This window comes from Streptomyces subrutilus (genome assembly GCF_008704535.1).
GTDB lineage: Bacteria > Actinomycetota > Actinomycetes > Streptomycetales > Streptomycetaceae > Streptomyces > Streptomyces subrutilus.
This window is the reverse complement of record NZ_CP023701.1, coordinates 1,181,816-1,201,765: the sequence shown is the minus strand read 5'-3', so window position 1 is coordinate 1,201,765 and position 19,950 is coordinate 1,181,816. Positions and strand designations below refer to the sequence as shown.

The 19,950-nt window shown below is 73.9% G+C and carries 20 protein-coding genes; 15 read left to right on the top strand and 5 right to left on the bottom strand.

Features of this window, described 5'->3' with window-relative positions:
- Positions 1-109: 109 nt before the first annotated feature.
- The 9 genes from CP968_RS05120 (at position 110) to CP968_RS05080 (ending at position 9,058) form a co-directional block, all read left to right on the top strand.
- The gene (locus CP968_RS05120) at positions 110-1,279 is read left to right on the top strand and encodes an acyl-CoA dehydrogenase family protein (protein ID WP_150516851.1); all 1,170 of its coding nucleotides are present in this window, start codon (positions 110-112) and stop codon (positions 1,277-1,279) included.
- A 36-nt stretch (positions 1,280-1,315) separates the two neighbouring features.
- The gene (locus CP968_RS05115; RefSeq protein WP_150516850.1) at positions 1,316-1,759 is read left to right on the top strand and encodes a type II toxin-antitoxin system RatA family toxin; all 444 of its coding nucleotides are present in this window, start codon (positions 1,316-1,318) and stop codon (positions 1,757-1,759) included.
- Positions 1,756-2,772 (top strand): NAD-dependent epimerase/dehydratase family protein, encoded by a 1,017-nt coding sequence (locus CP968_RS05110; RefSeq protein ID WP_150516849.1) that lies wholly within the window; start codon positions 1,756-1,758, stop codon positions 2,770-2,772. Before CP968_RS05115 ends, CP968_RS05110 begins: the two co-directional genes overlap by 4 nt.
- Before the next feature lie 103 nt (positions 2,773-2,875).
- Complete coding sequence (locus tag CP968_RS05105; RefSeq protein WP_150516848.1) at positions 2,876-3,943, top strand: inositol-3-phosphate synthase; 1,068 nt, start codon at positions 2,876-2,878, stop codon at positions 3,941-3,943.
- A gap of 35 nt (positions 3,944-3,978) precedes the next feature.
- A complete protein-coding gene (locus CP968_RS05100; RefSeq protein WP_150516847.1) occupies positions 3,979-5,169 on the top strand; it encodes a methionine adenosyltransferase in 1,191 nt (396 codons plus the stop codon).
- Positions 5,166-6,173 (top strand): hypothetical protein, encoded by a 1,008-nt coding sequence (locus CP968_RS05095; protein WP_150516846.1) that lies wholly within the window; start codon positions 5,166-5,168, stop codon positions 6,171-6,173. The genes CP968_RS05100 and CP968_RS05095 overlap by 4 nt, the downstream gene beginning before the upstream one ends.
- Positions 6,170-6,958: an SDR family NAD(P)-dependent oxidoreductase gene (locus CP968_RS05090; RefSeq protein ID WP_167536763.1), complete on the top strand. Its 789-nt coding sequence runs from the start codon at positions 6,170-6,172 to the stop codon at positions 6,956-6,958. Before CP968_RS05095 ends, CP968_RS05090 begins: the two co-directional genes overlap by 4 nt.
- Before the next feature lie 3 nt (positions 6,959-6,961).
- Positions 6,962-7,771: a histidinol-phosphatase gene (locus CP968_RS05085; RefSeq protein WP_150516844.1), complete on the top strand. Its 810-nt coding sequence runs from the start codon at positions 6,962-6,964 to the stop codon at positions 7,769-7,771.
- A gap of 144 nt (positions 7,772-7,915) precedes the next feature.
- A complete protein-coding gene (locus CP968_RS05080; protein ID WP_150516843.1) occupies positions 7,916-9,058 on the top strand; it encodes a P-loop NTPase family protein in 1,143 nt (380 codons plus the stop codon).
- A gap of 22 nt (positions 9,059-9,080) precedes the next feature.
- Here CP968_RS05080 and CP968_RS05075 read toward each other — a convergent pair whose 3' ends face one another.
- Together CP968_RS05075 and CP968_RS05070 are read right to left on the bottom strand one after the other, a co-directional pair.
- Positions 9,081-10,055, bottom strand: coding sequence for a phosphotransferase (locus CP968_RS05075; protein WP_150516842.1), 975 nt, complete (start codon positions 10,053-10,055; stop codon positions 9,081-9,083).
- Positions 10,052-10,615, bottom strand: a complete 564-nt coding sequence (locus CP968_RS05070) for a P-loop NTPase family protein (RefSeq protein WP_150516841.1) — start codon at positions 10,613-10,615, stop codon at positions 10,052-10,054. The genes CP968_RS05075 and CP968_RS05070 overlap by 4 nt, the downstream gene beginning before the upstream one ends.
- Positions 10,616-10,779: 164 nt before the next feature.
- On the opposite strand from CP968_RS05070, the gene CP968_RS05065 reads away from it, so the two are divergent.
- Positions 10,780-11,481 (top strand): SDR family NAD(P)-dependent oxidoreductase, encoded by a 702-nt coding sequence (locus CP968_RS05065; RefSeq protein WP_150516840.1) that lies wholly within the window; start codon positions 10,780-10,782, stop codon positions 11,479-11,481.
- Positions 11,482-11,644: 163 nt separating this feature from the next.
- The gene (locus tag CP968_RS05060) at positions 11,645-12,742 is read left to right on the top strand and encodes a phosphoenolpyruvate carboxykinase (ATP) (protein ID WP_150516839.1); all 1,098 of its coding nucleotides are present in this window, start codon (positions 11,645-11,647) and stop codon (positions 12,740-12,742) included.
- On the opposite strand, the gene CP968_RS05055 is transcribed toward CP968_RS05060, so the two are convergent.
- Positions 12,699-13,199 carry an NUDIX domain-containing protein gene (locus tag CP968_RS05055; protein WP_150516838.1) on the bottom strand — a complete coding sequence of 167 codons (501 nt, stop codon included), beginning with the start codon at positions 13,197-13,199 and terminating at the stop codon, positions 12,699-12,701. The genes CP968_RS05060 and CP968_RS05055 overlap by 44 nt on opposite strands.
- A 117-nt stretch (positions 13,200-13,316) precedes the next feature.
- On the opposite strand from CP968_RS05055, the gene CP968_RS05050 reads away from it, so the two are divergent.
- From CP968_RS05050 to CP968_RS05035, 4 genes are all read left to right on the top strand, one after another.
- The gene (locus CP968_RS05050; protein ID WP_150516837.1) at positions 13,317-14,417 is read left to right on the top strand and encodes a hypothetical protein; all 1,101 of its coding nucleotides are present in this window, start codon (positions 13,317-13,319) and stop codon (positions 14,415-14,417) included.
- A 48-nt stretch (positions 14,418-14,465) separates the two neighbouring features.
- Positions 14,466-16,202 (top strand): asparagine synthase (glutamine-hydrolyzing), encoded by a 1,737-nt coding sequence (asnB, locus tag CP968_RS05045; RefSeq protein ID WP_268253262.1) that lies wholly within the window; start codon positions 14,466-14,468, stop codon positions 16,200-16,202.
- 77 nt (positions 16,203-16,279) lie between these two features.
- Positions 16,280-16,909 (top strand): histidine phosphatase family protein, encoded by a 630-nt coding sequence (locus CP968_RS05040; protein WP_150516835.1) that lies wholly within the window; start codon positions 16,280-16,282, stop codon positions 16,907-16,909.
- 330 nt (positions 16,910-17,239) lie between these two features.
- Positions 17,240-18,448 carry a PP2C family protein-serine/threonine phosphatase gene (locus CP968_RS05035; protein ID WP_150521727.1) on the top strand — a complete coding sequence of 403 codons (1,209 nt, stop codon included), beginning with the start codon at positions 17,240-17,242 and terminating at the stop codon, positions 18,446-18,448.
- A 57-nt stretch (positions 18,449-18,505) separates the two neighbouring features.
- Here CP968_RS05035 and CP968_RS05030 read toward each other — a convergent pair whose 3' ends face one another.
- Entirely contained in the window at positions 18,506-19,318 is an 813-nt protein-coding gene (locus tag CP968_RS05030; RefSeq protein WP_362122817.1) for a S1 family peptidase, read from the bottom strand.
- Positions 19,319-19,451: 133 nt separating this feature from the next.
- Positions 19,452-19,874 carry a VOC family protein gene (locus tag CP968_RS05025; protein WP_150516833.1) on the bottom strand — a complete coding sequence of 141 codons (423 nt, stop codon included), beginning with the start codon at positions 19,872-19,874 and terminating at the stop codon, positions 19,452-19,454.
- Positions 19,875-19,950: the final 76 nt, after the last annotated feature.

Sequence of the window (19,950 nt, the reverse complement as noted above, 5' to 3'; positions counted from 1 at the left end):
TCGTGTTCCGCACAAAGAAACACTTGCTGATAAGACCGCCGCCGTCTGCTTGTGTTCATCCCGTACCGACCGACGGTCCGTACGGAACCGAAAACCCGAGGGGAGAGGCATGACCCATGCCGCCGCGGACGCGACGGACCGCTCCGGCCGCGCCGGGGCCCCCCACCTGGCCCTGCTCAACGCCGGCTGGAGCACGGCCTGGACGCCCGCGCCGCCCCGCGAGGGCGCCTCGGGCGCCGACCGCATCCGTGACCTCACCGCGAGCGGCTACGCGGGCCTGCCGATCCCGCGGGAGTTCGGCGGCGGGGGCGCGAGCCTCGTCGAGGTCGCCGCCGCACAACGCGCGTTGGGCATGGTCGATCCGTCGGCCGCGATCGCGCTCAACATGCACGCCTTCACCGTCGGCCTGATGGCCGACTACTGGCAGCGCCACCGGGACTCCAGCTGGATGCTGCTGGAGGGGATAGCCCGGACCGGGTCCCTGGTCGCGTCCGCGTTCGCCGAGCCCGGCGGCAGCCCCAACTTCATGAGCAGCCGCTCCGAGGCGGTCCCCACCGCCAAGGGGTACCGGGTCTCGGGCACGAAGTTCCCCTGCTCCCTCGCCACCACGGCCACCCTGGTGTGCCTGACGGCCCGGGTCACCGGAACCGACGACACGATCCTGGCCCTGTGCCCCCGCTCGTCACCGGGGCTCACGGTCGAGGGGGAGTGGTCCTCGCTGGGCATGACCGACTCGGACACGGCGGGACTGGTCCTGCGCGACGTGGACCTGGACGACCGGCTCGTCTTCCACCGGGGCCCCGCCGACGTCATCGACGACAACGTGATCTCCGGCATGGTGTGGTTCGCGGTCCTGCTGAGCGCCACCTACCACGGCGTCCTCAGCGGGCTGCTGGACGTCGCCTACCGCCAGGTGATCCGCGCGCAGACGCACGGCCCGAGGACGGCCCTGCTCGGCCGCGCCACCCGGGAACTGCTCACCCTCGGCGGAGCCTGCCGCCAGCTCGCCGCCGACGTCGGGTCCGGAGCGGTCGCGGGACGGGCCGCAATGGCCGCCGCGGTCGGCCTGCGGGCCTCGCTCAGCGACACCCGCGACCGCGTGCTCGCCGCCGTGACCCCCGTCATCGGCAGCCGCCTCTACGGACGGGGGCAGGCGGCCGCCTCCCTCCTCGTCGACTCGCTCGCCGTCCACCACCACCCGCCGTCCCTGCTGACGTGCGACGAGGTGGTCGGCGCCTTCTGTACGGGACGTGAGATCAGCTTCGACCCGGCCGGCTGAGCCGCCCGGCCCCCTGCCCGAAGGAGACACACAGCCATGCCCCACGTCGAGGTCAACCTGCCCATCAAGGCCCCGGCGGCGGACGCCTGGCGCGCCGTCACCCGGCTGGAGGACTACGCCGACTACATGGAGAACGTCGAAGCGGTGACCGTGCTCGGCGAGGCGGAGGACGGCACCCGCACCAGCGAGTGGTCCGTGCTGCTGAAGGGCTCCGTACTCGAATGGGTGGAGGAGGACGTGCTCGACGAGGCCGGCCGCGTCATGACGTTCACCCAGGTCTCCGGCGACCTCGACGAGTTCACCGGCTACTGGCGCGTCGACGACCAGGGCGACGGCACCTCGGTCGTCGTCTTCTCGGTCGACTTCGAGATCGGCATACCCCTGCTGGCCGACATGCTGAACCCGGTCGCCGCGAAGGCCCTGCGCGAGAACTCCGAGCACATGCTCCGCGCCATCGAGCGGCGGATCACGGTCGCGTGAGCGGCTCCGTGCGCATCCTCGTGACCGGTGCCACCGGCGCCGTCGGCGGCGCCGTGATGCGCGCGCTCGACGCGGCGGGACACCGGCCCCACGGCGTCAGCCGCCGAGGGGGGACGGGCCCCCGGCAGCACGTCTGGCAGGTCGGACGCGAGGAGCCGCCCCCGGCGCTGCGCGGCCCGTGGGACACCGTGGTGCACTGCGCCGCCGACACCCGCTGGAACCTGCCCTTCGAGGAGGCCGAACGGGCCAACGTCGACCCGCTGCGGGCGGTGCTGCGCCTGACCACCCCCGAGACCCACCTCGTGCACCTCTCGTCCTCCTACGCCACCGGCCTGGCCGGGGACGTCACCTCGCCCTCCCCGGACGCCTACCGCAACTCGTACGAGTGGTCCAAGGCGGCGACGGAACGGCTGGTGCACGCCGAGAGCGCGCGCGCCGACATCGTGCGGTTCCCCGTGGTGATGGGAGCGCGCACCGACGGCCTGCTGGACCGCTACAGCGGGTTCTTCTGGCTGCCCACGTCGCTGTGCAGCGGCGCGGTCCCGGCGATGGTGGCCGAGGAGAAGGCACTGCTGGACATCGTCAGCACCGACGACGTGGCCCAGCACGTCACCCGGCTCCTCGCCGCGGGCGCCCCGGCGGCCACCCGGCTGTCGGTCCTCGGGCGCGGCGACCGCGCCCAGCCGGTGGCCGAGGCCTTCGAGACGGTCCGGGCCGCCCTCAACACCTGGCGGGCCGCGCACGGGGTCCCCCCGCTGGACCGGCTCCCCTCCATGACGCCCGAGCAGTGGAACCGCTTCTACCTGCCCTTCGCCGAGCAGCACCTGGACCGGGCGCAACTGCTCCGGGTCACCGCGTTCCGCGCCTACCAGGGCTACCTGTCGGTCACGGAACCGTTCGAGGTCACGCACCGGGTGCCCGACACGGCCCTGGTGCTCCACCGATCGATACGCCGCTGGGCCGAGACCCATGCGAGCGCCGCCCGCCGGGTCCCCCGGCCGTGGCGGACCTGACCGGTACGCACCGCGGTCCCGGCGCCGCGGGGGCACGTCCGAAGGTACGAGCCGATCCGCCGGGTCCGGAGTGCCGCCGTCCGCCCAGGAAGGAACAACCGCCATGAAGAACATCCGTGTCGCGCTCGCCGGCGCAGGCAACTGCGCGTGGAGCTTCGCCCAGTTCGTCGCCTTGGCCCAGGCCGCCCCGGACACCAGGCTGCCGGGCCTGATGTGCCACACCCTCGGCGGCTACCGCCTCGCGGACGTCCGGATCGTCGCCGCGTTCGACGTGGACGAGGCGAAGGTCGGACTGCCCCTGGCGGAGGCGTTCACCGCCCCCGTCATCTCCGCCACCGGCTTCACCGACCTCGGCGCCGACCGCGACGCCCCGGTGCTCCCGGCGCCCGTGCTGGACGGCCTGGTGGGCCCGCTCGCGTCCGTGGTGCGGCCCGCCGCCGCCGCACGGGACGCCACCCCGGAGCACGTGGCCAAGGCCCTCGTCGAGCACGAGGTCGACGTCCTGGTCATCGCCCTGCCCACGGGGGCCTCCCGGGCCATCCGGATGTTCGCGCAGGCCGCGCTCACCGCCGGGACCGCCGTCGTCAACTGCACTCCGGAGGAGCTGGCCCGGGACGCGAGCGTCAGCCGCAGGTTCGCGGAGGCGGGGGTGGTCCTGCTCGGCGACGACCTGCGCAGCCATCTCGGGGCCACCTGCCTGCACACCGCCCTCATCGAACTGCTCCTCAGCCGAGGGCTGGAGCTGCAGAGCACCTACCAGCTCAACGTCGGCGGGAACACCGACTTCCTGAACCTCGCCGACGCCGGCCGCTCCGCCTCCAAGTTCACCTCGAAGGCCAACGCGCTGCGCGCGGCCGGCATGAGCGACGTGGACGGGGTCGCGGGCCCCTCCGGGTTCATCGGGCACCTCGCCGACACCAAGCTGTGCTTCGCCAACGTCACGGCGAAGTCGGTGCTCGGCTCCCAAGTGAGCATCGACATCAAACTCACGGTGGAGGACAGCCCGAACGCCGCCGGCGTCATCGCCAACGCCGTGCGCGCCGCGAAGACCGCCACCGACCGGGGCCTGTCCGGCGCGGTGGACGCCCCCTCCCCGCTGCTCTTCAAGAGCCCGCCGCACGGTCTGCCCGAATCCGAGGCCAGGGCCGCGTTCCTGGACTTCGCCTCCTGAGCCAGCCCCCCGGCCACCGAACAGAGAGACGGTCAATGCTGTCCATACAACGGGACTCCCGATCGGTCGAGGACCTGCCCTACGAGCTGGTCGAGCGCAAGGGAGTGGGACACCCGGACACCATGTGCGACGCCATCGCGGAGCGCATGTCGCGCTACTACTCCCTCCACTGCCTCAAGGAGTTCGGCGGGGTCGCCCACCACTGGTTCGACAAGGTGACCCTCTACGGCGGCGGGGCGGACACCGACTACGGGCGGGGCGAACTCACCTCGCCCTACCGGGTGATGGTCTTCGGCAAGGCCGCCTTCCGGGTCGGGGCCGCCGAGATACCCGTCCAGGAGCTCGTCTTCCGCGCGGCGGCCGACGTCCTGGCGGAGGTCACCACCGGCTTCGACGCCACCCGCCACCTCGTCGTCGAACTCGGCGTCGTCGACCACCAGGGCTCGGGCCGCGGCCGCTCCCGCTACCAGCCCGCCTCGCTGCGGGACCTCGTACCCCTGCGCGCGCAGGGGCTGGTGTCCAACGACACCAACCTGCTCCACGGCTACGCCCCGCTGTCCCGGCTGGAGAGCGTGGTGCTCGGACTGGAGCACCTCGTCAACGGCGCCGCCTTCAAGCGGCGCCACCCGGACTCGGGCTGGGACGTCAAGGTCTTCGGCAGCAGGCGGCAGGACGCCTTCAGCCTGGTCGTCAACATGCCCTTCCTCGCGGCGCACATCGAGTCGATGGACCACTACCTGGCGCGCAAGGCCGTCGTGCGGGCCGAGCTGGACGCGTACATCGCCTCGCTGGGCATCCACGACGTCCGCCTCCTGATGAACGCCACCGACCGCAACGGCCGCCCCTACCTCACCGCCCTCGGGTCCGTGGCCGACACCGGCGACGTGGGCGTGGTCGGGCGGGGCAACCGGGTCAACGGCCTGATCACACCCATGCGTCCCATGAGCATCGAGGCCCCCGCCGGCAAGAACCCGCTCGACCACACCGGCAAGATCTACAACGTGATGGCCGCACGGTTGGCCCGGCAGGTCCACGAGGAGTTCGGCGGACCGGCGCAGGTGCACATCTTCACCTCCAAGGAAGCCCCGCTGGAGCACCCCGACGAGGTCGTCGTGACCACCCCCGACGCGGACGAACCGGCGCTGCGGGCCCTGGTGGAGGCCACCGTCGCGAGCTCCGCCGACCTGACGGTCGAGCTGATCGAGAAGGGCATCACCCTGTGGTGAGCGTCCGGGAGGCGCGCGCCCTCGCCGCGCGGGCGCGCGCCGCGGACCCCCGCACCGACACCGGGCCGCCGCCGGCCGCCCCGCCCGCGGCCGGCAGCCACTTCGTGGTACTGGTCAAACCGGAGGTCATGACCGCCTCGGGGGCCCCCGAGGCGCTGGCCGAGGCGGTACGGGTCCTCGGCGCAGCGGAGGTGGACGTACGCCGCGCGGCCGTCGTCCCGGCGCGGGAGTTCGGGCGCGGCGGCCACCTCTACCTGCACTACCCGCGCCTGCACCGGCTGGCCGCGGACGGCCCCGCGACCCTGACCTCCGGTGCCCTGCGGGCCCTGCGGTCGCTGGGGGAGAGGACGGGCACCGAGGAGGTCCTGGGGGCGTACGGGGTGATGGCGCGGGAGGCGGGCCTCACCCCGGAGGCGCTGGACGCGCGCTGCCGTGCCGCGGGCATCCACAAGCTGGGCTCCGGCTCGTACGCCTCGGTGACCGGGCCGAGCGGCCGGCGGGCGGTGGTGCTGAACGGCTTCCTGCCGGCCCTCGCCGAGGGCTACACCGGGGCCGGGGCGTTCGTCGGCCTCCTGGAGTGCCACGGCGACCGCGAGATCGACGCCCTGCGCGCCGAGGTCCTGGGCGCGCTGCACCCGGCGCACGCGGCCCCGGACTCCCTGCGGGGCGCGCTGGGCGCCCTGGCCGCGAGCCGGGGCACCACCGTCTCCGAGGGACGCAACACCGTCCACCTGTCGGCCGGGCACCTGGAGGGCATGTTCCAGGTCTGGCGGTACTTCGCCGCGGCCGACGGCCTGGGGATCGGGAGCACCTCCTTCGGCGCCGGCCTGGCCGAGCGGGGCGTACCGGCGCCGGCCGTGGCGGCGCTGGCCGACGACCGCAACCTCACCGAGGACTCCGGCGAGACGTTCTCGCCGCACGGCGCCACCGAGGGGCTGCACCGCGGGGACGCGCTCGACCACGTACGCGCATGGGCCACCGGAAAGGGGCTGGAGACGACATGAACACGCTCGAACGGGGGCTCGCGGGCCGCACCGCGGTCGTGACCGGCGGAGCCCAGGGCATCGGCGCGGCGGTCGTCGCGCGGCTGTGCGCGGAAGGGTGCCGGGTCCTCGTCCTCGACAAGAGCGCCGAACACGGCCGTTCGGCGGTCAAGGACTGGCGGGAGCACGGTCACGAGGTGGCCCTCGCGGTGGGCGACGTGGTCGACGAGGACGCGGTCCGGGCGGCCTTCGCCGGCGTCCCGGCCGGCTGGCCGGCCCCCACCCTGCTGGTGAACCTCGCCGCGGGCTTCGTCTTCAAGGGCCTGGACGCCACCCCGCAGGACTGGCAGGCCGCACTCGCCCCCACCATCGTCGGCCTGTCCCTGGTCACCCGGGAGTTCGTCGCCGCACTGCCCCCGGACGCGGCCGGGGCCGCGATCGTCAACATGGCGTCCATCTCGGCGCACATCGCGCAGAGCGGATACCTGACCTACAACACCGGCAAGTCGGCGGTGCTGGGCTTCACCCGCTGCGCCGCCCAGGAACTGGCCCCCCGGGGCGTCCGGGTCAACTCGGTGAGCCCGGGGACCGTGTGGAACGCCAACAACGAGCGCTACCACCGCGAGGCCCTCGGGCTCGACCGGGCGACGGCCGAGGCGGCCCCGGAACACGGGGGGAAGTTCCTGCTGCGGCGCTTCGCCGATCCCGAGGAGATCGCGGCGCCGATCGCCTTCCTGCTCTCCGCCGAGGCCGGCTTCATCACCGGCACCGACCTGCCGGTCGACGGCGGATACCTGGCGGTGTGAGCCGTGATCGATCTGCACACCCACCACCAGCGCTGCGGGCACGCCACGGGATCGCTGAGGGACTACGTCACCGCGGCGCTCGACCGGGGCGTCAGGGTCCTCGGACTCTCCGACCACACGCCGATGTTCGCGGAGGAGGAGGACCACGCGCTGCCGCGCGTCGCGATGCCGAAGTCCGGCTTCCCCTCCTACATCGCGGAAGCCCTGGCCCTCAAGGAGGAGTTCGCGGGCAGCATCGAGATCCTCGTCTCCACGGAGGCCGACTTCCTCGACGGGCGGACCGACCCGTACACGAGGGCGCTGAGCGCCTACCCGCTCGACTACGTCATCGGTTCGGTCCACATGTTCGAGGGCCGGGACATCTTCGACACCACCCGCTGGGAGAGCGTGGCGGAGGACGAGCTGAGCGCGGTCAAATCGCGCTACTTCCGGGAGATCGCCGCATGCGCCCGCTCCGGCCTGTTCCACGTCATGGGCCACGTGGACGCGCTGAAGGGCAACCACCCGGCGCTGGGCGCCGTCCCCGCGCCCGCCGCGGCCGACGAGATGCTCCGCGCGATCCGGGACTCCGGCGCGGTGATGGAGGTCAACACCTCCGGCGGCACCAAGATGTGCGGCGGCTGGTACCCCGAGTTCGACCTGCTGGAGCGGGCCCACCACTTCGGGGTGCCGATCACCTTCGGGTCCGACGCGCACGTCCCGGAGCGCGTGGCCGACCAGTACCCGGAGGTGGCCAAGGTGCTCGGGGACATCGGGTTCCGTACCTGGACCGTGTTCCGCCGCGGCGCCGCCGTGACCCGCCCGCTGTGCTGACCGCCGCACCGGGACACCGCACCGAACACCCCATCGAAACGTCCCATCGAAACACCGCACCGAACACCGCTCCGGCCGCGGTTCCGGCCGCCACCGGCGCCGCGCCCCGCAGCACGTCCCCGACCGTTCCCCCGTGGAGTCTCCATGTCCCTCAGTGACCTCGTATCCCGTGACCCGGACGGTGCGACCACCCGGTACCTGCGCGTCCGGGACCAGACGGTGAAGGTCGTCACCGATTCGCCCGAGGCCGACGGCCTGGTCTCGGAGACCTTCTGCCCGCCCGGCATGCTCGGCGTCGGAGAGAGCGGCCCGGAGGAGGAGCCGGACCTCGTGATCGTCGACGTGGCCCGGGACCCCTCCGAGGTGTCCGGGCTGCTCCGGCACGCGGCCGAGACGGCCGTACGGGGCGAGTACGAACTGACCCGCCACTACCGGCAGCCGCGCTTCGACGGCGAGGGCCACACCGTCTTCGAGCTCCGCGACCAGAACTCCGACGAGGTGGCCGCCCTGATCCGCACCGAGGGCCGCGTGACGCTCCTGCGCCCCCGGTCCGGGCTGGGGGACCGGTGGCTCACCCGGGTCATCCGCGACGTCGCCACCCGGATCGCCAAGGCCGAGGGCTCGCTGGTCCTGCACTCCTCCGCCTTCGTGCACGACGACGGCGCCTACCTGGTGATCGGCGACTCCGGGGCCGGCAAGTCGACCACGGCCATCGCGCTGGCCCGGCTGCTGCCCTCGGCCGGCTGGATGGGCAACGACCGGATGCACCTCGACCAGCGCGGCCCCGGCTACCAGGTGACGGCCTGCCCGCTGCCGCTCGCCATCAACAAGGGCTCCCTCGACGTCATGGGCGTCACCGACTTCGGATCGTGGTCCGTGCGCGCGGGCTTCCCGCCGGCCGGATCGGACTGGGACCGTTTCCAGGGCGAGGACAAACTGAAGCTGAGCTCGCAGGAGGTCGGCCGCTACCTCGGCGTCCGGGTCGTGCCCCACGCACCGCTCGCCGGCGTGATCCTGCCCCGCGTGGACCGCGCGGCCGGCTACCGCCTCGCCGCCGCGAGCCCCGCCCACGCCGCGGACGTCATCACCCGCAACTGCTTCTCCCTCGACGACAACCTCTACGGCGAGGACTGGCTCGACGTCCCCGTCCGGCGCCGGGCGGCACCCCCCTCGGTCGGCGCCTTCCTGGAACACCTCGCGAAACTCCCCGTGCTGCGCTGCTCCGTGGGCAGTGCGGCCGACGTGGCGAGGCTCGCCGCCGACTTCGAGGACCGCGTGCGCAGGTGAGGGCGCGCCGCCGGGGCACCGCTCAAGGCGCCCCCGCCTCCAGCGCCGCGGCCGCCGCGGCGACCAGCTCCAGGTTCGTCCGGAAACGCGTCCAGAAGCGCAGGACCCAGCCGAGGTACCAGGTGTCCAGGCCCGCGCCGCGCCGCCCCAGCAGGGTGACGTGGCCGTGCCGGGGCAGGAACCACAGGGCGCCGAGCAGGGCCAGGTCGCGGGCGTCCGCGTACGGCGTGCCCAGCCGGGCGTGCAGCCGGCCCAGGAAGAGGGCCGTCGCGTCCGGGTCCAGCACGAAGTCGCCCCGCCCGAGACGGCACGAGAGCCACAGCGCCTTGCCCGCGTCGGCCGGCCGCCGGGAGAAGCCGGCCTCGTCCCAGTCGATGACCGTCAGCCGGTCCGGGCCGTCCGCGATCAGGTTGCGCCCGTGCAGGTCGCCGTGGTGGACCAGCAGGCCGCTCGGCCGGGTCAACCGGGCCGCGCCCGCGCTCAGTTCGCCTAGGTGCGCGTCCATGGCCCGGGCCAGGCCCCGCCACTCGCCGGTCAGCAGCGGGTCCACGAGGGACCGCTCCGACCTCGCCCCCGACAGCCACACCGAGGCGTAGTCCCCGACCAGCGCCTCCCCGGCCCGGACCCCCTCCGCGCGCGCCGCCAGGTCCGCCAGGACGCCGACGACGCCGGTGATGTGCCGCCGCGCGTCCTGCGCCGGCGTACCGGGGGCGTACGGACGGACGACCACCAGCCGGGGCCGCGGCGTCCCGTGGAAGCCCAGGGCGAGCACCGGCGGGTACCAGGGCGCGCCGCGCAGGGCGGCGTCGACACGGCCTATCCGCTGGAACTCGGCGGCCGAGGAACGCTCCGCGCAGTGCACCTTCACCGAGAGCGCCCGGGAGCCCCAGGCCACCCGGTAGGAGCTGTTGAGGCCCCGGCCGTCGAGGAGTTCGGCCCGGCCCGCGGCGACCAGCCGCATGGCCCCGGGGACGGTGGGCCGAACGGCTCCCGTCACGGGGACCGGTCCGGCGCCCCGCCCTCGAACCAGTCGGTCACCTCGGCGACCAGCTTGTCCGGCGGCAGGGCGCTGTCCAGGCGCAGCACCGGACAGGTGAGCGTGGCCAGCCAGCGCTCGTCCTTGGACTGGCGGGCCGGCACCTCGGTGTCCTCGTAGCCCCTCGCCCAGGTCATGAAGTCGTGGTGGGCCGTCTCCAGGGCGCCGCCGGACTCGATGCGGTCCCCGTACCGGACGACCTCGCGGCGCATCAGCCGGTCCATCCGGACCTGCGGGTCGATGGTCAGGAACACCACGCCGTCGGCCTGCGCGATGACGCTGTCGCCCCAGCCCCGCAGCGTCCCGGACAGCACCCAGGCGGCGCGCGGCACGAAGATGGACTCCATCAGCGCCAGTCGCTCCTCGACGGGGCGTTTGCGGGTGTAGGGCGGGATGGTCGGCACCCACAGGTAGTCGTCCACGTCCGCGTGGGCCGCTGCCCACAGGGTCGCGAGCGCGCGGCCGAGCGTGGTGCTGCCGGCCCCGCTCGGCCCCGTGACGAGCAGTCGGTGCGTGTGCATCCGCCGCCTCCTCATTCCTCGGGCATCCCTTGACCGGGCGCACCAGACTAACCGGCCCGCCCGCCGCACGACACGGCGCACGGGACGGCGGGCCGTCGCGCAGCGGCCCGCACCGGCGCCGCGCGGTACGGACAGGCGCCCGCGCGGGGGCTACGCTCGCCGCCATGCCGACTGCACTCGTGTCCGGTGTCTCCCGCGGCCTCGGAGCCCATCTGTGCCGTGCGCTGCGGGCCGCAGGCCACCGCGTCCTGGGCGTGGGCCTGTCGCCCTCGCCGGGCGGCGACCACGTCGACGACTACCGGGCCCTGGACCTGCGCGAGCCGCTCGCCGACGACCTCTTCGCCGCCGAGGACGTCGACGTGCTGGTCAACAACGCGGGCGTCTACCTGGACGACCCCCGGGGCGGGTACGGCGACCTCTTCTCCCTCACCCCGGACGACCTGCGGGACACCTTCGAGGTCAACCTGTTCGGCACGGCCCGGCTGGTCCAGCGGTACGCGCCGCGGATGCTCGCGCGGGGCTCGGGCCGGATCGTCTGCGTCTCCTCGGGCATGGGACGACTCCAGGACGCCGACGGGGCCTCCTTCGCCTACCGGTCGTCCAAGCTGGCGGCCAACTCCCTGGTCCTGTCGGTGGCCCGGCACTTCGCCGAGGCCTCCGGCGACCTGGCCGCCTTCGCGTACTGCCCGGGATGGATCCGTACCGACATGGGGACGCCGGACGCCCCGAACGAGCCGGCCCCGGCCGCCGGCGACCTCGTGCGCCTGCTGGGCGTACCCGCCGGGCGGTCCAACGGCAGGTTCTTCCGGGGGCTCGACGAGCTGGGCTGGGACACCCGCGGGCCGATGGTGGCGGACGCCGACTGAATCCGCGCCGACCCGCGTCCCGCGCCGACCGAATCCCATGTCCGTTCCGCTCTGCGGAATCGCCCGGGACAGGCCCCGCCGTCCTTGTCATGATCGACCCGACAAGACCGGGACCCGGCACGGCGCGGGCCCTCACCCAGACACCACGGGGGTGATAGACGGCATGACATCGAGCGCACCCACGCACCGGTACACCGTCCGTTCGCACGTCGAGAGCACCGGCCTGACGTGCTCACCGTCCGTGGCGCAGCACATCGACCGCCTCGCACGCCCCTACCTGACCGTCGAACCGGGCCCTTGCGGACCGGGCGCCTGGCAGGTCGTGGCCGGCGCCGAACCCCCGGAGGACGCCGCGCGGGAGACGGTCACCGCGCAGGGCGAGGACAGCGTCCGCTACGCGGTCGACCACCCCCGCAGGACCGTCCACCACCTCGCCCCGGGGGGCGAGCCGTGGGTGGTGCAGTCCCTGCTGCGGGCTACCCGGGCGATCCACCGCTCGACGGCCGCCCGGCAGGGCATGCTCTTCCTGCACGCCGGGCTGGTGCAGCTCGACGGGCTGGGCGTCGCCCTCGTGGGCGGCAGCCGGGCGGGCAAGACCACCTTCGTCATGGCGAGCGTGCTGCACGGCGCGGGCGTCATGGTGTGCAACGACGACGTGAGCCTCACGGCGCAGCCGGACGGGAGCGGGGTCCTCGGCGCCGGCTGGCCGCGGTCCGTCTCGGTCCGGCTGGACACCCTCGACCTGCTGTTCGGACCGGAGAAGGCGCGGACGGTGCTGTCCTCCCTGACCCATCCCGCCAACCGGACGCTGGGGAGCCTGCGCGCGTCGGGGGTGGAGGAGCACGGGACGGCCCTGATCTACCCCTGGGAGTACGCGGACCTGCTGGACACCCGCATCGGCCGGTCGGCCGGGGTCGACGCGATCGTCCACCTGAGCCTCGCCGACGACCCGTCGGAGACCGGCGTGGCCGAGGTCCCGCAGGCCGAGCGCGCCGCACTCCTGGAGCGGCACGTCCTGGGCCTGCCCAACAAACACCTCAACATCTTCGGCCACGCACCGGACGGCTCCGGTCCCGGCCGGACCCGCGACGCCCTCACGGCGCTGCCCACCTTCCGCTTCCGGTACGCGTTCGCCGACGCGGGCCGGGAGGTCGCCCGGCTCGCCGGCCACCTGCGCGCCCGGGTGCCGTCGCCGCGGCGCTCCCCGGAGCAGCGTCTCACAGACCGAGCCGCACCGGCCGCTCCGGGACACCACCGGTGAGCAGGGCGGTGAGCGGAGTGCCGAGATCGCGCGGGGCGAAGAGGTCGGGGCCGCGGTAGCCGACGATCTCCGGCGCCCGCCACCACCGCGTGCCGGTGATGTTCTCGGCGGCGAGCTCCTCGTCGGTCAGCTCCCCGCGCGGGACGAAGGCCGCGGTGCGCACGAGGTAGTAGTCGTTCACGACGCCGTCGTACCCCCGGCTCATGCCGGGCCGTACGACCTCCTGGTGCCACACGTGGGGCGGATCGCCGCCGACCGGGGCGAGCCCCACCTCCTCGCGCAGCTCCCGGCGCAGCGCGTCGAGCGGCCCCTCGCCGGGGGCGACGCCCCCGCCGGGCGCCGCCCACAGGACCACCGCTCCGGACGGCTCGCGCAGCAGGAACCGGCAGAGCAGCACGCGGTCCTCCGCGTCCAACACGATCGCGCGCACGGAGTGCCGAAGCTTCAGCGAAGTCACCGGGACACCGTACGCGCCGCCGGGACACCGCGCCCGGCGCACCCGGATCCCAGCGCTTCCAGCCGGCCGGACACCCGGCCGGGACACCGCACTTCGACCGAGAGGGGCAGGGCAGCCGTGCTCTCCTTCCGCACCCACCTCGCCGCGGTCCGCGGCATGGACGACTTCGACGAGGAGGCCGTCCTCGCGAAGATCCACCTCGTGGACGACGACATCCTGATGCTGTCCGGCTCGCTCGTGGACGGCTCGGGCACCCCGTCCTCGGACTTCGACTTCTGCGTCATCGCCCGGTCGCAGGACGAGCGGTTCCACCGCGCCACCTTCCCCCGCGAGCAGCACATGCGGTACTACACCAGCGGCGACCGGGTGAAGGCCAGCTTCGACTACCTGCCCGGCAGCCTGCTCGGAGTGGACGTCGAGTACTGGACGGTCCAGGAGGTCTCCGCCCTGCTCGACGCGCACGCACGGCTCTACGCCCAGATGCGCACCCGCGCCCGCAAGTCCTCCGGATTCGCGGCGTCCGCCGTCGACTTCCGGGTCCTGTCGCGGCTCACGTACGGGGTCCCGCTGACGAACGCCGCCGCGTTCGGCGAGCTCACCGCCGGGGTGCGCCCCGGAGAGGTCGCCTACACGGCCTTCCGCGCGGCGGTCGGCAGCTACCCCGACTTCCGCGACCTGGCCGGCATGTGGGCGCAAGGAGACCACGCGTCGGCGCTGATCGCGGCGCGCAAGCTGGGCGTCGACACCTTCCGGGGGCTGACGCACGTCCACGGCAACACCAACCGCAACCCGAAGTACCTCTCCCGCTTCCTCGACCGCCTCCCGCTGCCCTCCGAACTGACCCTTCGCTTCGCCGAGTTGAACGCGCTCGGCGCGGGTCCGCGGGTCGATGCCGCCGACGTGGTCCTGGAATGGCTCGACCTCGTCGACCTCGCCTTCGCCGAGATCCGGGCGGGCCGGGAGAAGGCCGAGGCGTTCGTCGGCCGCGCGGACTTCCTCGGTCTGCTGAAGGAGGAACTGCACGAGAGCATGACCTGGAACGCCGAGATCTCGAACGAGTACTGCTTCCGCGCCCGCGAGGTCGAGCCCGGCCTCCCCCCGCTGCGCGAGCTGCTCGCCGCCCTGACCGCCCGCACCGCGGCCCCGCACCACCTGCCGCTGCGGGAATGGGCGAAGGACCGCACGGCCCCCGTCGGGGAGAACAACAAGTCCGCCTGAGCGGCCGGCGGTCCGCGTCGACCCACCGAACACCTGGGGGAAGAGCCCTTGTGCCGGATCTACGGCTATTTCGGTTCCGATCGCGCCGTGCGCGCGATGGAGGCCGCGCGCGACGCCCAGCTGTCGGGCGGTCCCGACCGGCAGGCCCACGTCCGGGGGGAGGACTGGGGCCTGGGCTGCAACCGCCTCGCGATCCAGGACCCGTCCCACGGCCGCCAGCCGTTCGCCAACGCCGACGGATCGGTGCACGCCGTGTTCAACGGCGAGATCTACAACTTCCGCGCCATCCGGCGGGAGCTCGCCGGGCACGGGGTGCACGTCGAGGGCGACTCCGACGGCTCCGTCCTGCTGCCCTACTACGAACTGCACGGCGACCGGTTCGTCGAGCGGCTCGAAGGCATGTACGCCATCGCCCTGGTGGACCTGCGCTCCGGGCGCCGGCTGAAGCTGTGGAGCGACCCGCTGGCGGTCAAGAGCCTGTACTACGAGGTCACCGCGGACGGCATCGCCTTCGCGTCCGAACCCGGCGGCCTCGCCGCCCTGCGGACGGGCCGCCCCGAGGTGGACCCGTACGCCGTGGACCACTACCTGAACTGGCAGTGCCTGCCTCCCGGTAGGTCCCTCCACACCGGAGTGTCCTCGCTCCGGGCGGGCGAGCACCTGGTCCACGACGGGCGGACGGCCGCCACCCGGGTACCGCGCACCACGGCGCCGCCGCCGGACGCCGGCTGCACGCCCGATCGCCTCGGGTCCCTGCTGGCCGGGGAAGTGGAGCGGATGTCGCTCCAGTCCGCGCCCGTGGCCGTACAGCTCTCCGGCGGCCTCGACTCGGCCGTCCTGGCCACGCTGCTGGGCCGCCGGCGCACCGACGTCACCGCCTTCCACGTCACCCACGAGGGCACCCACCCCTCCGACGAGGAGACCTACGCGCGCGATGCCGCCGCGCACGCCGGGATCCCGCTCGAAGTGGTCGAGATCCGGGAGGCGGAACTGCCCGAGCTGATCGGGCCCATGGTGGCGGCGCTGGGCTCGCCCAACGCGACGCCCCACGCGCTCAGCGCGTACGTCCTCTTCCGGGAGATCGCCAAGCGCTCCTTCCGGGTGTGCTTCGTGGGCGACGGCGCGGACGAGCAGTTCGGCGGCTACCGCCGCTACAGCACCGCGCTCGCCGCCACCGACGACACGTGGCAGGAGCGCTACCTGGACCGGCTCTCGCTGGTCCCCCGCGCGCGCTACCGCCGGCTCTACACGCCCGAGTACCGGGCACTGCTCGACGACGCCGGGGGCAGCCGCGAGCGCGCGCGGGAGCTGCTCGGCCCGCCGGCCCCCGCACGCCTGGAGCAGCTGCTCGCCTTCGACCGGCTGCACAAGCTCCCCGGGCTCAACCTGCGCAAGCTCGACCACCTCTCCATGGCCCACTCGATCGAGGGCCGGGTGCCCTACTGCCAGCCGGCCGTCACCGACTTCGCGCGGCGCACCCCGGACGCCCTGAAGGCCACCGAGACCCGGCGCAAGGGGATCCTCTGGGACGCCGGCGGCCCTCTCGTGCCGCAATCGGTGCGGACGCGGCAGAAGCAGCCCTTCACCTTCCCCGTCGACGCGTTCCTGGCCCCGGGCACCAAACTGTGGGAGTTCGCGACCGACGTACTGGCCGGGCCCCGGCTGAGCACCGCCGGATTCCTGAGCGCCGCCGCCGTGCGCGAGGTCCTGGACGCGCACGCCGTCCGCCGCGACCAGGCGCGTCTGGTGTGGGGCCTGATGATCCTGGAACTGTCTCTTCCGTGAGACCCCGCCCCCCGGGCCGGGCGCACGCGGTACCGTCCCCGAGCAGGGCAGAACCCCGTCGAAAGAGAGGCGCGCCGGTGCGCAGCATCCACGTCGTCACCCATCCGGAGGCCAGTCACCACGTCGAGGGCCTGGTCGGCGGATGGCACGATTCGACCCTGACCCCCGCGGGGGTGCGGGAGGCGGCCGCGATCGCCCGCGCCCTGCGGACCGAGATCCCCGAGGGCGCCGAGGTCGACCTGATCTCCTCCGACCTCCTGCGGACCCGGCGCACGGCGGACGAGATCGCCCGGGTGTTCGACGTGGAGGCCACCCTGGACCGCCGGCTGCGCGAGAAGTCGTACGGAGAGGCGGAGGGCAGGCCCCAGGAGTGGCTGGACAAGCGGTTCGTCCCCCCGCCCGCGACCGGCGACCGGATGGCGCACGTCGAGGGGATCGAGGGGGCCGAGACCCGGGCCGCGTTCGCGGAGCGGATCTACGAGGCGATGGACGGCATCCTGCGCCGCCCGTACGAGCACCAGGTCGTCGTGACCCACGGCTTCGCCCTGACCTTCGTCGTGGCGGCCTGGATCGGCATGCCGATGGACTCCCTCGGCCACGTCAACTTCCGGGTCGCCTCGGGCAGCATCACCCATCTCCGCGAGGACGACTTCTTCCACAACCGCCAGCTCGCCCGCCTCGGAGACACCCGCCACCTCGACGGCTGAGGACGGCACGGGGGCGGGCCGCACCGGCCGCGCCCGCCGGGCCGGGCGCTTGCGGTGCTCGGGGGATCCGCCCCGGCCGGCGAGCGCTGCGACGTCAAAATGTCGGTATGTGTGGAGAATGTACGTATCGCGTCGAGGAGGACGGGAAGGGACGGGCGCGGGACGTCCGCGCCGACGCCCCCGGACCGCTCCGTCGTGACCCGGCCGGCCGAAGCACCTCGTGGCGGGAGCGGCCCCGCTGCCGAAAGGAGCGTGTCCATGCCACCGCCCGGGAACCGGCACGACGCGGACGCGCTCGGCGGACGCACGGAGTCAGGGCAGGCGGCGGAAGTGGACCTCGCCGGCGCACTCGCGGCGGCGGAGGCCGCATCGCCGGTCGAGTCCCTGGACGTGGTCGCGCGGATGCTCAGGGACCGGCTGAACGCGGACGCGGTGTCCTTCCTGATCGTGGACTTCACCGGATCGTCGGTGGTACGGCTCGGCGCGGCCGAGAGCGTCGAGTCCGACGACCCCCCCGAGCGCATCGACCTGCCGGGCACCCTCTACGGAGACGTCCTGCGCACGCAGCGGCCCGCGGCGCAGGGTCAGGGGGACGGCCGCGTGCGGATCGTGGCGCCCGTCACCAACCGCGGCGACGCGATCGGCCTCCTCGAACTGTTCCTGCCCGCCCGCCCCGGCGCGGACGCGATGCGGCAGATCGGCGCGACGGCGCACGCCCTGGCCTACATCGTCATCGCCAACCGGGCCTTCACCGACGTCTACCAATGGGGCCGGCGCACCCGTCCGCTGAACCTGGCCGCCGAAATCCAGCACCGGCTGCTCCCCGCCTCGCTCGCGTGCGAAGCGGCCCAGTTCACGGTCGCCGGTGCGCTGGAGCCGGCGACCCACGTCGGTGGTGACACCTTCGACTACGTCGTCGACCGCGACACCATGCAGCTCTCCGTCACCGACGCCATGGGCCACGACGTGGAAGCCGCGCTCCTCGCGACCCTGGCCGTCGGCGCGCTGCGCCGGGCCAGACGCGCGGGAGCCGATCTCGCACGCCAGGCACGGGAGGCCAACCAGGCCCTCGTGGAGAACGGCCGGCAGGGCTTCGTCACCGGCCAGCTGCTGCGCGTCAGCCTGATCGACGGCAGCACCCGGTTCGTCAACGCGGGCCACCCCCGCCCGCTGCGGCTCAGGGACGGCGAGGTCGAGGAGATCGTCCCCCTGGTGGACCTGCCCTTCGGAGTCCGGCCCCGTACCGCCTACCGGACGCAGCGCATCGACCTGCGGCCGGGGGACCGGCTGGTGATGCTCACGGACGGCATGCTCGAACGCCGCGCCGCCAGCGTGGACCTGCCGTCCCTCGTCGTGCGCACCGCGGACCTCCACCCGCGAGAAGCCTCCCGCGCCCTGGTCGCGGAGGTCCTGCGCGCGCACCGCGGCCGTCTCCAGGACGACGCCACGGTCATGTGCCTGGACTGGTACGGCACCCGGCAGGCCACCCGCAGCGCGACCGCCGGCGCCGACCGCACCGAGGCGTCCGCGTCCGAGTAGCCCGGCCGGCGCCCCGGGCCCCGAACGACCCGGAAGGGACGGCCCGGGCGGGGCGGGTCAGCCGGCGGCGACGGTGCGGCGGATCCAGTCCGCGTAGGCGGGGACGCTGCTGTACAGGCCCGGGCCGGAGGCGCAGTCGGGGGCGGGGGCGCCGGGGCCGGACGTGGTTCCGACCAGTTCCCACCGGCCGTCCCTGCCGCGCTGGAGCTGCGGGCCGCCGGAGTCGCCGAAGCACGCCATGGCGTGCGGTACCCGGCTGACCGTGCACAGCCGGGTCGCCCCCGCGTAGCCGGGCGCGCACTCGGCCGCGGACGCCCTGCGGGCGTCGAGCTGCTGGAGCCGCTGGGGAAGGACCCACCGGCTGTGGTCGGTGGTGTCGGCGGTCGTACCGAAGCCCAGGAGCCGGGTGGGCGTACCGGGGCGTGCGGGCTGCTCGGCGAGGCGGACGGGCCGCTCGGCGACCGGGCGGTCCAGCCGGATCAGCGCGACGTCGTTCCGGTTGGGGCCGCCCAGTGCGTAGCCCGGGTGGGTCACCGTCCGGGAGATGCCGCGCACCGTCCCCCCGGACTCCCGCCACCCGCTGCCGACGCGCACGGTGCCGGTGGGCCGGACCAGCTCCGGGTCCACGCAGTGGGCCGCGGTCAGCAGCCACTGCGGGTCGATCAGCGTGGCCCCGCAGACCCCCTCGACCGGGGCCGCCACCCCCGTGACGGGGAGCGAGGCCATGAACGGGTAGCGCTGGGTCGCGTCCTCCCCGCCCACGATCGCACCGGCGGTGCCGGCCGTCGTGGCGGCGCACAGGGCGGCGGCCAGGGCGACGGTGGCGAGGCGGGCCGCACGGCGGCGCACGGCAGAACTCGTACTGAACACGAAAAGGTCCCTTCCACAAGAAATCCGGACGTGTCCAGCCTGCCCCTGCAAGATCCACTCGGCCATGCGGCCAGCGGGCCCCCGGAGCCGGGGGACAACCCCCGGCCCGCCGCGCAGGACCCGCCCGGAGCCGTCAGCGCTCCGCGAGCGGGGCGACGAGTTCGATCTCGAAACCGTCGCGGGACGCGAGGTAGGCGGTGTGCTGGTGGGCGCCGCCGGCGTGGGGATGGCGGTCGGGGAACAGCAGGGTCCAGCCGTTCTCGCGGGCCTTGGCGGTGAGGAGGTCGGTGCGGGCGGCGGTGTCGATGTGGAACGCGAGGTGGTTGAGGCCGGGCGCGCAGCGGTCGTGGCGGTCGGCGGTCAGGGCGGGGGACTGCTCGAAGACGAGGTAGGTGGCACCGAGTTTCCAGCTGCGGCCGTTCTCCCAGCTCTGGTGGAGGGCGTAGCCGAGGTCTTCGAGCAGCCACTGCCAGTCGCCGACGGCACGGTCGAGGTCGGGCACCCAGATCTCGACGTGGTGGAGGGTGCCGGGTACCGGTGCGGTCTCGTCGGTCACGGTGTGTTCTCTCCTCGGGGTGTGTGGGTGCGGCAGCCTATACCGGATGGGCCGGTTTGCGTCCAGAAGGCCTCTT